The 16,909-nt window shown below is 33.2% G+C and carries 12 protein-coding genes; 10 read left to right on the forward strand and 2 right to left on the reverse strand.

The genetic code is table 11. From position 1 onward, the window contains the following. The first annotated feature begins 22 nt into the window (after positions 1-22). From metF to GSY47_RS03280, 7 genes are all read left to right on the forward strand, one after another. Positions 23-979 (forward strand): methylenetetrahydrofolate reductase [NAD(P)H], encoded by a 957-nt coding sequence (gene metF, locus GSY47_RS03250; RefSeq protein ID WP_179003207.1) that lies wholly within the window; start codon positions 23-25, stop codon positions 977-979. Between the two features lie 207 nt (positions 980-1,186). Further along, on the forward strand, positions 1,187-1,840 hold the full coding sequence (locus GSY47_RS03255) for a class I SAM-dependent methyltransferase (RefSeq protein WP_179003206.1): 654 nt from the start codon (positions 1,187-1,189) through the stop codon (positions 1,838-1,840). Positions 1,841-2,030: 190 nt separating this feature from the next. Then, complete coding sequence (locus GSY47_RS03260) at positions 2,031-3,254, forward strand: dicarboxylate/amino acid:cation symporter (RefSeq protein ID WP_179003205.1); 1,224 nt, start codon at positions 2,031-2,033, stop codon at positions 3,252-3,254. A 159-nt stretch (positions 3,255-3,413) separates the two neighbouring features. Beyond that, positions 3,414-4,811 carry a pyridoxal phosphate-dependent decarboxylase family protein gene (locus GSY47_RS03265; protein WP_179003204.1) on the forward strand — a complete coding sequence of 466 codons (1,398 nt, stop codon included), beginning with the start codon at positions 3,414-3,416 and terminating at the stop codon, positions 4,809-4,811. A gap of 292 nt (positions 4,812-5,103) precedes the next feature. Then, entirely contained in the window at positions 5,104-7,473 is a 2,370-nt protein-coding gene (locus GSY47_RS03270; RefSeq protein WP_179003203.1) for a TonB-dependent receptor, read from the forward strand. A gap of 26 nt (positions 7,474-7,499) precedes the next feature. Continuing rightward, the gene (locus GSY47_RS03275; RefSeq protein ID WP_179003202.1) at positions 7,500-8,726 is read left to right on the forward strand and encodes a DUF4374 domain-containing protein; all 1,227 of its coding nucleotides are present in this window, start codon (positions 7,500-7,502) and stop codon (positions 8,724-8,726) included. Between the two features lie 97 nt (positions 8,727-8,823). After that, on the forward strand, positions 8,824-9,984 hold the full coding sequence (locus GSY47_RS03280; RefSeq protein WP_179003201.1) for a PepSY-associated TM helix domain-containing protein: 1,161 nt from the start codon (positions 8,824-8,826) through the stop codon (positions 9,982-9,984). A 253-nt stretch (positions 9,985-10,237) separates the two neighbouring features. On the opposite strand, the gene GSY47_RS03285 is transcribed toward GSY47_RS03280, so the two are convergent. Both GSY47_RS03285 and gldA read right to left on the reverse strand, forming a co-directional pair. Then, a complete protein-coding gene (locus GSY47_RS03285; RefSeq protein ID WP_219071102.1) occupies positions 10,238-12,355 on the reverse strand; it encodes an outer membrane beta-barrel family protein in 2,118 nt (705 codons plus the stop codon). 374 nt (positions 12,356-12,729) lie between these two features. Next, the gene (gene gldA, locus GSY47_RS03290; RefSeq protein WP_179003199.1) at positions 12,730-13,626 is read right to left on the reverse strand and encodes a gliding motility-associated ABC transporter ATP-binding subunit GldA; all 897 of its coding nucleotides are present in this window, start codon (positions 13,624-13,626) and stop codon (positions 12,730-12,732) included. 148 nt (positions 13,627-13,774) lie between these two features. On the opposite strand from gldA, the gene GSY47_RS03295 reads away from it, so the two are divergent. The 3 genes from GSY47_RS03295 to GSY47_RS03305 all read left to right on the forward strand — a co-directional run bounded on the left by GSY47_RS03295 (position 13,775) and on the right by GSY47_RS03305 (position 16,869). Next, positions 13,775-14,356 (forward strand): outer membrane beta-barrel protein, encoded by a 582-nt coding sequence (locus GSY47_RS03295; protein ID WP_179003198.1) that lies wholly within the window; start codon positions 13,775-13,777, stop codon positions 14,354-14,356. Between the two features lie 197 nt (positions 14,357-14,553). After that, positions 14,554-15,135: an outer membrane beta-barrel protein gene (locus tag GSY47_RS03300; protein WP_179003197.1), complete on the forward strand. Its 582-nt coding sequence runs from the start codon at positions 14,554-14,556 to the stop codon at positions 15,133-15,135. A gap of 387 nt (positions 15,136-15,522) precedes the next feature. Further along, on the forward strand, positions 15,523-16,869 hold the full coding sequence (locus GSY47_RS03305) for a deoxyguanosinetriphosphate triphosphohydrolase (protein WP_179003196.1): 1,347 nt from the start codon (positions 15,523-15,525) through the stop codon (positions 16,867-16,869). Positions 16,870-16,909 lie beyond the last annotated feature (40 nt).

The following is a 16,909-nucleotide window of genomic DNA, read 5'->3' on the forward strand; positions in this document are numbered from 1 at the left end:
CTCATAACCCATAACTTAAAAAATGAAAGTAACAGAGCATATAGAAAACGCCAAAGGAAAAACATTATTCTCATTTGAAATTATTCCGCCTCAAAAGGGGAAAAGCATTCAGGAATTATACGATAATATTGATCCGTTAATGGAATTTAATCCGCCATTTATTGATGTAACGACTTCTCGTGAAGAATATATTTATATTGATAAAGGTAACGGACTTTTGGATAAGAAATTAACTCGTATGCGTCCGGGAACGCTTGGAATTTGCGCTTCTATAAAACACAAATACAATGTTGACACTGTTCCGCATTTGCTTTGTGGTGGTTTTACCAAAGAAGAAACCGAGTATATGCTGGTTGATTGTCATTATTTAGGAATCAACAATGTAATGGCGCTTCGTGGAGATGCAATGAAAGACGAACAATCTTTTGTGCCAAAAGCAGGGGGAAATCATTATGCAATTGATTTGGTTAAACAAATTAAAGATTTAAACTGCGGGCAATACCTTCACGAAGTAATCGATGCAGATAACAAAGCCGATTTTTGTATTGGTGTTGCAGGATATCCGGAAAAACATTTAGAGTCTCCATCTTTACAATCAGATTTAAAAAGATTAAAAGAAAAAGTAGACGCAGGAGCAGATTATGTCGTAACACAAATGTTTTTTGACAACTCAAAATATTTTGCCTTTGTAGAAAAAGCAAGAGAAATGGGCATCACAATTCCGATTATTCCCGGAATTAAGCCAATTGCAGTTCAAAGACATTTACAAGTTTTACCACAGATTTTCAGAATCGATTTACCTGAAGATTTAATCGATGCTGTAGATAAATGTAAAAATAACGCTGAAATCAAACAAGTCGGAATCGAATGGGCGATTCAGCAATCATTAGAATTAAAAGCCGCAGGAGTTCCGTTTTTACACTATTATTCAATGGGTAAATCTGAGAATATCCGCCAGATTGCAAGTCAGGTTTTTTAAGGTCTTTGCACGATATAACGTTTGTTTTGTCATTTCGACCGAAGGGAGAAATCACACGCGGGATTCGACAAAGATTGGCGACTTTCTGTGCGGAGTTTCTAGTGTGATTTCTCCTTTCGGTCGAAATGACAAAAAAGTTGGAATTTGGACCCGAGCGTAAGCGAATTGGCGAAGCAATTTTTAAATTGGAATTTAAATTTTTACACCATGAAACAAGAAGAACTACAAGCCATAGCCTCTCAATTGAAACATCCATCGGGAGAAAAAGGAATCGAAATGGGCAATATGATGAACGAAACGAACATCAATATGACCAAACATTCGATTCAGAATCTAAATATTTCAAACGAAAACAGAATTCTAGAACTCGGACATGGCAACGCAGGTCACGTTGAATTTTTGTTTGAACAAGCCGAAAAACTAAAATATTACGGACTGGAAATGTCGGAACTGATGTTTCAGGAAGCCCGCCAGATTAACCGTAATTTTGTTTCTCAAAAACAGGCTTTCTTTTCACTTTATGACGGAAATACGATTCCGTTTGAAGATGAGTTATTTGATAAAATTTTCACAGTAAATACGATTTATTTCTGGCAGAAGCCTGAAGAATTGCTTTCGGAAATCTACAGGGTTTTAAAACCAAATGGAAATTTCTGTTTGACATTTGCGGAAGAAGATTTTATGAAAAAACTGCCTTTTACGCAATTCGAGTTTGAATTGTACAGCACCGAAAAAGCGCAGGAATTAATCAAAAAATCAGATTTTAAAATTGTTTATACGGAGACACAAACAGAAGAAGTAAAAAGCAAAACCGGCGAATTGGTCGAGAGAGCTTTTACTACTATTGTTCTGGAGAAATAGAAGAAATTTTTAAACACATAGAAACATAGATTTTTTTAATTTTAGTTGATAAGAATTAAAAGAAAAATACATTTTTCACACATAGCTATGTTTGTTTAAATAAGTGAAACGCCTTTATAGACAAAGGGAACTATGTTTCTATGTGTTTAAAAAATATAGATATTGCTGAATTCTAAATCCTTGTATCATTATGGAAGTTAAGAAAATCAATTTTTTGCAGAGTTACAGCAGTATTTTATGGCTTCTAGGCGGTATTATAATCGGAAGTATTTTCGGGTTAGTATTTGGAGAAGATGTTCTGATCATAAAACCGTTGGGAGATATTTTTCTGAATTTACTTTTTACAGCCATTATTCCCCTTATTTTTTTTACGATTGGTTCGTCGATTGCTAATTTGGAACGAACAGAAAAATTAGGGAAACTGTTTATTATCATGATTTTGGTTTTTCTCGCTACCATTTTGATTTCGGCCATTGTGATGATTTGTGCCGTTTATCTTTTTCCAATTCATGAAGATATTGCGATAGCTAAAGTTCCCTTTGAAGAAGTAGCCTCAGGGTCAGCTGGAGATCAGATTGCAAAACTGCTTACAGCCAATGATTTCTTCGAATTGTTATCCCGAAAAAGCATGCTGGCATTGATTATTTTCTCTTTTTTAGTGGGTTTTGCCACATTACAATCAGGAGAAAAAGGGAATGCTTTCAAGAGTTTCTTAGATTCAGGAAATGAGGTAATGAAACAGCTTTTGAACATCATCATGAAATCTGCACCAATAGGTTTAGGAGCTTATTTTGCTTATCAAGTTGGAGTTTTTGGACCACAATTACTGGGAGTTTATGCAAAACCAATGGCAGTTTATTATGCAGCTTGTATTTTCTATTTCTTTGTATTCTTTAGTTTATATGCATTTGTCGCTGGTGGGAAAAAAGCTTTTAAAGTTTTTTGGAGCAACAATATAACGCCGTCTTTAACCGCAATAGGAACCTGTAGTAGTATTGCAACCATTCCCGCAAATTTGGACGCAGCAGAAAAAATGGGAATTCCATCACATGTCAGGAATTTAGTAATTCCGCTTGGGGCGCCTTTGCATAAAGACGGTTCAAGTATGTCTTCCATCTTGAAAATAACCTTTTTGTTTGCTATGTTTGGGAAAGATTTTTCAGATCCTATGACAATTCTTCTCGCTTTAGGAATTACAATTGTAGTTTCGATTGTCGAAGGCGGAATTCCAAATGGAGGTTATATTGGTGAAATTTTAGCCATTACCGTTTATGGTTTTCCAATGGAACAAGCTTTACCAGTTGCCATGATTCTAGGAACTCTAGTCGATCCAATCGCTACTTTATTAAATGCCAACGGAGATGTAATCTGTTCTATGATGGTTTCTAGGTTTTCCGAAAAAACAAAATGGTAACTAGATTTTAAAAATCCCAAATCTTAAATCGCTCCTCCTGTTCGCTATCGCTTGAGTCCAAAATCTGCGCGAGACCAAATCAGCAGTTCTTCAAATAAAAAATTATATCAAATTTATTTTCATCTGAATCAATCAGCATGAAATCTAATACTCTATACTATGAATTCAATATTACAACATGATCTCAATAATTTCGAAAATATTTTAGAAAAGGCAAAACAACAGGGAATCGATTTTCTGAATAATCTAGATATTATTCCTACTTCAAACAAAAATACAATTGATCCAAAACGCGGATTGAACGAATTAGGTTTAGGTTCTGATGAAGCTTTAAAAGAGTTTAGAGAACGTTTGGCACCTTTATTAGTTTCGTCTCCAGGGCCTCGTTATTGGGGATTTGTAACGGGAGGTTCTACACCGGCTTCTATTGTGGGAGATTGGCTGGCATCAGTTTATGATCAAAATACGCAAGCAGTATCTTCACAAGGAGGAAATTCGGCTTTAATAGAACTTGAAACAATTAATTTACTCCTTCAGTTATTAGAACTTCCAGACTCCTTTTTGGGCGGATTTGTTACAGGAGCTACAATGTCCAATTTTACGAGTTTAGCAGTTGCCAGACAATGGTTTGGAAAACAGTTTGGAAAGGATTTTGCTAAAAACGGAATCTCTGAAACCATCAATATTTTAACAGCGACACCGCATTCTTCTTCTATAAAATCATTATCAATGTTAGGAATCGGAAGTCAGAATTATACGGTTGTAAAAACAATTGAAGGCAATCGTGAAGCTTTGGATATTGCAGATTTAGAAGAAAAAATCAAAGTCTTAAATGGAAAACCTTTTATTCTGATTTCAAGTGCCGGAACTGTAAACACTGCCGATTTTGATGATTTTGAAGCGATTTCTGAATTAAAAGAAAAATACAATTTCTGGTGGCATATTGACGGTGCTTTTGGTGGATTTGCGGCCGTTTCAGAAAAATACAAGCATTATGTAAAAGGCTGGGAAGGAGCAGACAGTATTACGATTGACTGTCATAAATGGTTGAATGTCCCTTACGAAAGCGCTTTTTATTTAATTAAAAAAGATCATCTTAATTTGCAGATTGAAACGTTTCAAAATTCAAATGCCCCGTATTTAGGTAACCCACTGGAGAATTTTAATTATCTTAATGTAGTTCCTGAAAATTCACGTCGTTTAAGAGCGCTTCCGGTTTGGTTTTCTCTAGTGGCTTATGGAAAAGAAGGTTTTCAGGATTTAATTGAAAAAAGTACATTATTGGCGCTTCATTTTGGAAATGCACTGGTCGATGATGGTAGATTTGAACTTTTGGCTCCGATTCGTTTAAGCAATGTTTGTTTTACTTTAAAAGGAAATGAAAATCAGGATAAAGTAAACGATTTTTTAGTAAGATTAAACGATACAGGAAAAGTATTTATGACACCGACTTTCTATCAAAATAAAAAAGGAATTCGCGCTTCATTTGTAAATTGGCGGACTACAGAAGAGGATATTAAGATCGTAATCGAAGTGATGTTGGAAATGTTAAAATAATAATAATTTGAAATAAATACCTTTTTGGAAAATCCTGCTGACTCGGCAGGATTTTTTGTTTTTTGTAAGTTTTTTTAGAAATTAAATTTTGAAAATTGAATGCTACTAATATAGTTTTCTAATGTGATTTTAATCTAAAATTAATTAAATCTTAAGAAAGCATCTTTTTTTTATATAAAAATCATTTTTTAAGTTAATAAAAGATTTTATTTAGAATAATTAAAAATAATTTGTCAAAGCTGATTCTTGATGTTAATTTTGTGCTAAATTTAATTTAAACTAATTTTAAATAATGCAAGTTAAAAGAATTGTAATCTTGCTGTTGATGATACTTTCTTCAGTTCAAGGTTTCTCGCAAAAAAGCAAAGTAGTTTTAAGTGGAGTGGTAATGGCAGAAAATGGTCAACCTGCAGAAGGTGTTTCTGTAGCCCTAAAAGGAACTTCTTATGCAGCTCTTACAAATGCAAATGGAGAGTATGAAATTACAGCTGAACCAGGTAATTATACTTTAGTTGTTAATTACGTAGGTTACAAATCCAAGCAGACAAAAATTAATTTACAATCCAATCAAACCGCGCCAAAAATCACTATCGAAGAAGATATGGCGGCTTTAGATGAAGTTCAGGTAACTGGAAAAACTAAAGTAGAGCGAGTAAGAGAACAGCCTTTTAATATTACTGCTGTTGATTTAAAAATGATTCATAATACTTCTAGCGATTTAAATCAGGTTTTAAATAGAACTACAGGAATCCGTGTTAGAGAAACAGGAGGAATGGGGTCTGATTTTAATTTTTCTTTAAATGGATTTACAGGAAATCAGGTTAAATTCTTTCTAGATGGTATTCCAATTGATAATTACGGATCATCTTTTACATTGAATAATATACCAGTTAACTTGGCAGAGCGTATTGAAGTTTACAAAGGAGTTGTTCCTGTAGAGTTAGGTACCGATGCTTTGGGAGGTGCTATAAATATTATTACAAACCAATCTGTAAAACGTTATGTTGATGCTTCATATAGTTTTGGATCTTTCAATACGCATAAGTTAGCTATTAATACACGTTTCAGCGGAAAAAAAGGTTTTGTAGCTAACTTAAATGCTTTTGGCAATTATTCGGACAATAGTTATAAAGTTGATGTAAGTGTGGCGGATAGTTTTGGAAATTTTGGTCCTGTACAGCCTTACAAACATTTTCATGATGGTTATAAATCGGGTGGAATTATTGGTGAAGTCGGAGTGAAAAATAAGAAATATGCTGATTATCTTGTTTTTGGAATGATGGCATCTGCTAACAAAAAGGAAATACAGACTGGAGCAACTATGCAAAATGTTGTTGGTGATGCATTTAAAGACAGTAAGGCTTTTGTTCCAACTATTAAATATAAAATGGATAGTCTTTTTACAAAGAAGCTATCAGTGAATTTTATTGCTTCATACAATATGGTTAGCAGTCGTTCTGTAGATACTTCTTCATACAGATATAAATGGGATGGAAGTCGTACATACAATAGATTAAGTAATAGTGGAGAGATAAATCGTGAAAAAACAATCTATGTTTATGATGATAATTCTTTTCAGGCTAATGCCAATTTCAAATACGATTTAGATGACAAACAATATCTAGCTTTTAATTATGCTGTTAATAGTTTAAAACGTAAAGAAGAAGAACAATATAGAAAGGATCCACCTAAGCCGGGTTCTCCTAGCTTAGATAAAAGTATTTTAGGATTATCCTATAATCTGGCAGCGCTTGATCGAAAACTATCTGTTGTAGTATTTGGTAAAAAATACTTTTTGAAAACCAGAATGATTGATATTGTCGATGATTATGCAGCTGATAGACAATATGAAGTTTTGACCAATTCTTTCGATGATTGGGGGTATGGAACGGCTTTAGCATATTTTGTAACAAGCGATTTACAATTAAAAGCATCATATGAGCATGCTTTCCGCCTTCCGAGTGCCGAAGAAATGTTAGGAGACGGATTAAATGTTTTGCCTGCATCAGTATTGTATCCAGAGGAAAGTGATAATTATAATGTAGGATTTGCTTATAAAAAAGTATTCACTAAACATTCATATGGTTTTCAAGGGAATTTCATATACAGAAATGCAAAAAACTTCATTCAGATCAGATCAGAAGGTGCTGCTCAGATCTATTATGAAAATTTAGCTGACGTGAGAGTTACAGGTGTTGATGGAGCGATTAATTACGGATACAAAAATTGGTTGACTTTTGAAGCAAACGTAACCTATCAGAGAACAATTGACCAAAGTAATTTTGACCCACCGTGGACAAATATTAAAAATGACTACAAAGGAACTCAAATTGCCAATGTTCCAATTTTATATGGAAATGCAAATATGGGATTCACTTTTAGAAAACTTAAAACTGCAGATGATATTCTAAGAGTTAATTTGTTCGCAAATTATATTGGGGAATACTACTTGAAATCAACTAAAAATGGTGACCCTAGCACAAGAAGGTTTATCCCTGAGCAGTTTACACAAAGCATCGGTGCTGCTTATACTTTTGGAAAAGGAACTTACAACATAGGCTTAGAATGCAATAATATTACTGATAAAAAAGTATACGATTACTTTATGGTACAAAAGCCAGGAAGATCATTTACGGCTAAATTCAGATACTTTATAAACTAAATAAATAATTTTTAAATTTTAAAACAATGATAACAAGAACTAAAACACTTCTAGCGTTATTCATATTAGCGGCTGTTACATTTTCATGTAGCAGCGATGATAACTCGTCAGTAGAAAACCCTGCAGACGTAAGTTATGTATTGGCATACCAAACCAATGATTGGGATACTTATATCTGGCAGTTTGAGTCTCTAGATGAAATCATGACTGGAGATATTAACATGGTTGGAAAAGGTATCGAGCAGGCTGCAAGTGCAGGTGTTCCGGTAGCAAATACATTTTTTGCTCTTAGCGGAGAAAATGAAGGGTCTGTTGGATACTATCTTAATTCTGACGGTATTTTAGCAAAAAGCAAAAATGTTTTTACAGGAGATACTTATGCTTACGGAACTACAGATGACGATAAATTAGTCTTAGTTAATTCTCCTTGGGATGCTAGTTCAACACAAAACGAGTTGATTATTTACGATCCTGCAACAGCTAGTATTACAAATCGTAAAACAGATGACTTCGCAATTTCTAATGGGCATTTCTTATGGCCAACTAGTGTAAATGTATCTGGAAATAAACTTTTCATTTCTACATTTGAGCGTGATGCTGCTTGGAAACTTTACAATGGAAATGCAGTAGTAAAAGTTTACGATTACCCATCTTTGACTTATGTTAAAACTATTACAGATTCTCGTACAACTACTATTGGTCAATACTATACTAATACAGGTATGGTTCAAACAGAATCTGGAGATATTTATACATTCTCTTCAAACTCTCGTACTTGTGGTTATGCAGCTACTTCTGGTCATTCGGGAATTTTGAGAATCAAAAAAGGACAAACAGAGTTTGATTCTTCTTATTTCTTTGATATCGAAGCAAGTTCTCTTAGCGGAAGAGTAGTATCGGCTTATCCAGTTGGAGATGAAAAAGTATTAATCAACTATATTCCTACTGCAATTGATCCAGATCAAGGAAACTGGAGCTTCTTAAACTACGGAACTTTCAAATTTAAATGTGCTATTTTAGATTTAAGTACAAAATCAATTACACAAGTTACCAACTTGCCTGATCACGCTGGAGATAACTACTATGGTTTTGGAAGTGCTTACACAGAAAATGGAAAAGTTTACAAAAGTTTCGTAACAAATGACGAAGGTCGTGTTTACCAAATTGATATTAACTCAGGTGTTGCTGTTAAAGGCGCTGTTATTACTGGAGGTGTAAACTTGCCTGCAATTACAAAATTGAAAAAAAGATAATATTTAATATCTAATTTTCCTATTACGCATTACCATATAATCATTGCTGATAAGCTGTGATTATATGGTTTTGTCATGTTTTTAAAATAGTAATAAAATGAATGTCATTAAAAAACAATCATCAAAAACAAAATCCAAAGAAAAGTCACGTTTCAGTAAAATAAATGCCTGGTTTCATTTATGGCTAGGATTAGCTTCAGGAATTGTCGTTTTTATAATGGGAATTACCGGCTGTATTTTGGTTTTTCAACAAGAAATAAGGGAACTTACTTCGCCTTGGCTAAATGTAGAAGCTCAAACTTCTCATAAGGTTTTACCGCCTTCCAAAATTTATGCTGCAGTAAAAAAAGCCCTGCCAGAAAAGGCTATTCACGGCGTATGGTATAATGGTTTGGATAAAACAATAAAAGTTGATATAGAATCAGATTCTTTGATTTATGTAAATCCTTATAACGGTAAAATAACCGGAATGGTAGATCATGAGGATTTTTTTCATGAAATTGATGAAGGACATCGTTACCTATGGCTCGGAAAAGAAATTGGAACAACCATAACCTCTTGGGCTACTTTGATTTTCTTTTTTCTTCTCGTTAGTGGCATAATTTTATGGTTTCCTAAAAAGTGGAATAAAACAACAATAAACAGTAGTTTTAAAATAAAATGGAATGCCCGTTTTAAAAGACTTAATTACGATTTACATAATGTTTTAGGTTTTTATTCGCTTATTCTGGCCTTTCTAATTGCATTGACAGGGTTAATTATGAGTTTTCATTGGGTAAGGGAAAGCACTTACTGGATTACGGGAGGTTTTACCAATGAAAAAGAAAAGAAAGAAGTCGTTGCAGTAAAAAAAGATACACTTTCAAAACCGAAATACGATATGCTGACTTCGGCAGATATTATTTTCGATAAAGTGCGAAAAGAAATTGCAAAACACAATAATGAAGCTGTAATTATTCATTTTCCAGACGAACCAAAAGATAATTTTTATGCCTGTACTGATATGCATAACGGAAATTGGAGAGATTTATATTTTGATCAGAAAACATTAGAATTGCTTCCAAGTTCCAAAAAATATATTGGTGATGAAAAATTTCACGATTGGATGAGCCGTTCAAATTATAGCCTTCACGTAGGTGCAATTGGCGGTATAACTACAAAAATTATCTATTTTACGGCCAGTTTAATTTGTGCCAGTCTTCCGTTAACGGGTTTTTATATCTGGTGGGGAAGAAAGAAAAAAACAAAGAAAAGTTAAGCAGTCAAAATATTTTTTAAGAGTCTTTTTAAAGTTAGGTAAGCTTTAAAAAGACTTTTTTTATGGTATGATGTATTGGTGAAATTAAGACTAAAGAATAATTTCAAATCACTCTTATCGTTAGAATAATTCGTGAATCTGTGGAAGAGAAAACTATGGAACTTCCTATAATATAGAAGAGCCTGTTTGAAGGAACAGGCTCTTAACTAACACAAAAAAAAACAAAAAACAAGGTATTTAAAGAACGAAACTTTTATATACGGTATGTAAATGCAATTGTTGCAATACGATTGTCGAGGTCATATCTCTTGTCAATACTAGTCTGCGCAACTACAGATTTGATGTAGAAATTATTGGTATTGAAAACATCAGTAAAATTAAGTTTGATGTTTCCCTTTTTAGCTAAAACTTGCTTCGAAATTCCGATGCTGAAATCAAAGAAATCATCTCGCTGGTAAACTCCAAGGTTTGATTTCGATTGATATTGTGCATTTCCTTCTGCTTTCCAAGTATCGGTAATGGTGAAAGAATTTTGAACACTTACATTTAAAGTCATGATAGGATCAATGGTAGAACTGTTTAAAACATTCCCCATAAACTTATTCTCAAAAACATTAAATAAAGTATTTACAGACCACCATTTATTTAATTCGGTAGTATTTGTAATGTTTACTCCGTAATTATAAGATTTGTCCACATTAATCTGAGTCGTAACTGTCGTATTAGTATCTGGGTTATAATTGTAAACTTCCGTAAAAACATCTTTTGTGCTGTTGAAATAAACAGAAGCCATAAAATTACTTTTCCAGGCATAACCAATTTCCATGGCATGCGTAATCTCTGGAATAAGGTTCGGATTTCCTTGTGAATAATTGAATGAGTCATCATAGAAACGAAACGGATTCAAATCAAACTGACTTGGTCTGTTGATTCTTTTGCTGTAAGAAGCATGGGCAGAATGATTACTTGTAAATTCATATTTTAAAGAAAGGCTAGGAAACCATTTCAAATAATCATCTTTATGCTGTTCGTTTAACGTTTTCTGATCAATGTTTATCGCAGTAAATTCGGTTCTTAAACCAGCTTGAATGTTTAATTTTTCCAGCTGATATTTATAATTTGCATAAGCTGCATAAATCTGCTCATTGTATTCAAAATGGTTGGTCGAATTAAAATCGATTAACCATTGATTGTTATCATAATATTCGTAAACAGATGGATTGTTGTTGTTTTTAATGCTGGCTTTAAAACCCCATTCCATAGATTGTTTTTCTTTGAACGGATTTACAAAATCAACTTTTCCTGTAAATACTTTTAACTGAGAAGGTATATAACCGCGACGATCGTTTACAGTCGTTGCATTGGCTGTATTAGAAGCACTTTGAAATTGATTAGATCTAAATTTTGAAGTTTCATATTCAAAATCAAAAGACATATTTTTTCCTTCTGTATTAAATTTATGAACTCCAGAAAAAGCATAGGTATAATCAAACCATTTTTCTTTACTGTCATTATAAGTAATGGCATCAAAAATAGGCTGATTGGCTGTATTGAAAACAGTGTTAGTTCCGTCGGCTATATTTTGATAACGTCCAATTTTGGCATCAACATAAACCTCTAAATTAGTTTTAGGCGAAACTTCGTATTGTGTTCCAACTTTAAAATTATTAGAAGTTAAAGGTTCATCTGTAATCGAGGTCTGATGATTTTTACTAGCAATTTCTTGACGCGTTTGATCTGTAAACTGAACTTGATTGAATTCTTTATGTTCTTCTTCGCCTCGGAAAGTATAGCTATAGTTTCCAAAAACGCCCCATTTATCTTTGTTGTAGTTTAAATTGAAGCCAGAGTTTGTTCTGTTCTTTCTGCCTCGTCCGTAACTGGTAAAAGCAGTTCCTTTTAAACCGGAAGCATTTGGTTTCTTTAAAATAATGTTGATAATTCCAGCTTTCCCTGCTGCATCATATTTAGAAGAAGGGTTTGTAATAACTTCTATTTGTTTGATATTAGATGAGGTAGTAGCTTTTAAATAATTAGCTAATTCTTTCTGTGAAAGCTGTGTCAGTTTACCATTTATCATCACGGCAACACCTTGCTGTCCGCGAATAGACAAATCGCCATCCTGAGACACAACAACGCCTGGCGCACGTGATAATACGTCAAGCGCGGTCCCGCCTTCAGACACGATGCTGTTTTCTACGTTAAAAACGAGACGGTCTGACTTCTGTGTGTATAGAACTTTCTTTTTACTAATCACAATTTCATCTAATGCATTTATAGTCGTTTCAACAATGCTGTCATTTTTTTCTTTTTCTTGAGAAAATCCATATACCGAAAAAGCAAGCATTATGGAGGTTATGATATTTTTCATTTGGTTTGAATTTTAGCATTTTCTAAATCCATGATTTAGAAAACAATCTTTTTTAAGCTTTTGAACTAGAAGTTTATTGCAGTACAATTTTTTCCAATTGATTTGAAAACTTTTCTTGAAGATTTGATGCGTAAATTAAAACAGCTGAAATATTTTTTTTAAAGGTGTGGAGTGTACGTAACATACTTGTGGCATTTATATTTTGATGTGCCAAAGATATAAACTATTTATAATAAGTCTAAATAAAAATAGAATTAATTTGTGATTTATGTGTAAATAATTGATTTTAAGGAATGAGTAAAAGAAAAAGCGGTATGTTTTTGACTAAAAACATACCGCTTTTTTTACGGGGAACTGTAACTGTGGCTGAAAACTTATTTAGTAATCTCTCTAAATACAGCTTCCAGGTTTTTATTTTTTTGATTCAATTGCAACGTTTTTAAACCATTTTCATTGGCAAAATCAAAAATGGCAGGACGCATATCTTTTTCGGTAATAAAAGTTAGCTCCCATGTCATGTCATGTGTATTGATATAAGAAGAAATATTTTCCAATTTAGCTAAAAGCTGTTCCTCTACTTTGTAATCAAACTCAACTTCAATAACTTGTTCTTTATCTGCAGTCACTAAATGATCTAATTTATTGTCGGCAACAATCTGTCCTTTGTCAATAATTATGACACGATCACAAATGGCTTCGACTTCCTGCATGATGTGAGTGGATAAAAAAACAGTTTTATTTTTTCCTGCATTTTTAATCACATTACGAATTTCCATTAACTGGTTCGGATCCAGTCCGGTAGTTGGTTCATCCAAAATTAAAACTTCTGGATCATGAAGTAAAGCATTTGCTAAACCAACACGCTGACGGTATCCTTTAGAAAGCTGGCTGATCTTTTTATGGCTTTCAGATGTCAGTCCTGTCAGTTGAATAACTTCTTCAATTCTCGATTTTGGCACGTTGTAAACGTCGGCATTAAAAGCCAAATACTCACGAACATACAAGTCCAAATACAACGGATTATGCTCTGGTAAGTAACCAATAGAACGTTGCACTTCTTTGGTGTTTGTCATGACATCGTGACCATTTACAAGGGCTGAGCCACTATCGGCAAGTAAATAAGTGGTCAAAATTTTCATTAAAGTAGATTTTCCAGCTCCATTTGGACCAAGAAATCCTACGATTTCTCCTTTCTCAATTTTAAAAGAAATTTCATTTAAAGCTTTTTGCTCTCCGTAACTTTTTGATATACTGTTTACTTCTATCGACATGACTTTTTGTTTGCTACAAAAGTAAACAGAAATAGTTTCGATTGCTACATTTTACCTTCTAAAGTAATTATTAAAAAAATCATAAAGTCCTTTATTCACGGCATTGTTATTGTTAAAGGAATGCTAAAATTAAAAATAAACCCAAATCATGAAAAAAATTCTAGTGATGGCTGCATTAGCTATCTGCAGTTTTGCAAATGCACAAAAAGGAACAATCTTAGTAGGTGGAAACATTGGTTATACTTCTGAAAAATCAGAATTCAGATTTAGCGAGGCTAAAGCAAGTACTTTTACTTTTGCTCCTAAAGTAGGTTACCAATTTCACGAAAACTGGACAGTTGGAGGAGAACTTTCATTAAGTTCAACTGATGTTGAGAATCCAACTGAAAAATACAAAGACAATAAATTTAGAACTGGAGGTTTTGTACGTTATACGAAATCATTAAGCCAGACTTTCTCTGTTTTTGCAGATATGGGAGCAGGTTTCCAAACTGTAAAAAATAAAGATTATGCTACTAATAATAGCTATGTAAGATACAAAGGAGATGGTGCTTATGTAGATGTAACTCCAGCGCTTTTCATCAATATGAAAAAAGGTTTTGGTCTTAACTTTAGCATCGGAGGTTTAGGATACGAGACATTAAGCTATGACGATAATGGAGAAGATTATAGTAATTTCTACTTCAATTTCGGTAAAACATTTAATATCGGAATTTCTAAAAACTTCTAATCTTAAGTTTTATAAAATTCAATTTCAGAAAGCATCTGCCTCGGTAGATGCTTTTTTTATAACCATTTCTTAGTGTTATTTTAATTTTTTACCCTTTTTCACCAGACTGTTATTAATTAATGATTAAGAAAATTACTACTACTGTATGTTGGTATTTTACTTGTTGTTTACATGTAAATCTTAAATAAACATTAAACATGAAAAAAATGCTACTTATTCTTGCATTGTCAGTATTTGGCTTTGCAAATGCCCAAAAGGGAACAATTTTAGTTGGTGGAAACATTGGTTACACTTCAACTAATAGAGAATTTCAAACATCAAAAGACAAAAACAATCAATTTAATTTTTCTCCTAGAGTGGGTTATCAGTTTAATAATAACTGGACTGTTGGGGGAGAGTTTGTAGTTGCTTCTTCAAAAAGTGAATTTGAAGGGATTACGGAATCAAAAATTAATAATTTTAAAGCGGGTGCATTTTTACGTTATTCTGTTCCGTTAAATGAGACCTTTTCAGTATTTGCTGATTTAGGAGCTGGTTTCCAAAGTGAAAAGAATAAAGTAATTGCAGCGCTAGGCGAAAGTGAATCCAAAGCAGACGGCTTGTATGCTGGTGTGACTCCAGCACTTTTCATAAATATGAAAAAGGGTTTTGGTCTTAACTTCAGCATTGGAGGTTTAGGATACGAAACATTAAGTTATGACAACAACGGACCAGATATTAATAGTTTCTACTTCAATTTCGGTAAAACAGTAAATATTGGGATTTCTAAAAACTTCTAGTTTTAGGTTTTACATAAATATGAAAAAGCGCTTCAATTTGAAGCGCTTTTTTGTTTAGTAAAGTTCTTATGAAAATAAAAATTTCTAGTCTAGCCCCGATAGAAGCGGCATCCTTTTTCTGGTCTCGTTTCTAAAAACGAGACTAGAAAAAGATATAGCGGATAGCGGGACTAAAGATTCTTTTGAAAACGAAAATTTTCGGCTACTAATTTCACAAATTTTCACGAAGTAATTTGAGCGCAATCATTTGTGTTAATTAGTGAAATTAGTGGCAGACAAAACTTGAATCAAATTATTCTGTAGCCTATTTTTATCCTAAAATAAAACGTATTTTTGACGTTTAGATGAATAATCTAAAATCTAAATTCAGAAATCTAAAATTCAAAAATGAACTGGGAACAACTTTTATCCTTAAAACGTCAGGGAGATACAAGCAAAAGATTACGTGTAGAACAAGATGATACTCGTTTGGGGTTTGAAGTAGATTATGACCGAATTATATTTTCTTCTGCTTTTAGAAGTTTACAAGATAAAACACAAGTTATTCCGCTTTCTAAAACCGATTTTGTGCATACTCGTTTAACGCACAGTTTGGAAGTTTCTGTTGTAGGACGTTCGCTTGGACGTTTGGTTGGAAAGAAAATCATTGAGAAATATCCGTATCTAAAAGAAATTCACGGTTATCATATGAACGATTTTGGTGCTATTGTGGCAGCAGCTTCATTGGCGCACGATATCGGGAATCCGCCTTTTGGACATTCTGGAGAAAAAGCAATTGGCGAATATTTTTCTATAGGAAACGGTCAGAAATTTAGAAATCAGCTAACCGATAAACAATGGCAGGATTTAATTGATTTTGAAGGAAATGCAAATGGTTTTTCTGTATTAACAGCAAGTCGTCCAGGAATTGAGGGAGGACTTCGTATTTCGTATGCAACTCTTGGGGCTTTTATGAAATATCCAAAAGAAAGTTTACCGAAAAAGCCAACTAATAATATTGCCGATAAAAAATACGGTTTCTTTCAATCCGATAAATTATTTTTTGAAGAAGTTGCCAAAGATATGGGAATGATTGCCAATAAATCTGGAGATGATATTGGTTTTGAAAGACATCCTTTAGCTTATTTAGTAGAAGCGGCAGACGATATTTGTTATACGATTATTGACTTTGAAGACGGAATAAACCTAGGTCTAGTTTCTGAAGATTATGCTTTAGAATATTTGATCAAACTGGTAAAAGATAATATTGGTGTTGCCAAATACAAAACATTAGAAACCAAAGAAGATCGAATTAGCTATTTGCGTGCGCTTGCTATTGGCTCTTTAATTAATGATGCAGTAGAGGTTTTTATTGAAAATGAAGAAGCTATTCTGGCGGGTAAATTCCCTTATGCTTTAACCGAGAAGAGCAAATACAAAGCTCAGATGAATGATATCATCAAACTAAGCATTGAAAAGATCTATCAAAGCCGTGAAGTAATCGAGAAAGAAATTGTAGGGTATCAGATTATCCAGACTTTATTGGACAAATTTATAACTGCTTTTAATAATAAATATGAAGGAACAGCTTCAAACTACGACAAATTGATTTTGAAAATGTTGCCGGAAAAACATCATTTAGATAAAGGAAATTTATATGAGCGTTTGTTACATATTTGCCATTATGTTTCATTACTGACGGACGGAAATGCACTGGAATTATATGAAACAATCCAAGGTCAGAAAAAGCGTTAGTAATAATGTTAAACAAATAAAAAAGCATCTTTTAGAATAT

Source organism: Flavobacterium quisquiliarum (assembly GCF_019308285.1).
GTDB lineage: Bacteria > Bacteroidota > Bacteroidia > Flavobacteriales > Flavobacteriaceae > Flavobacterium > Flavobacterium quisquiliarum.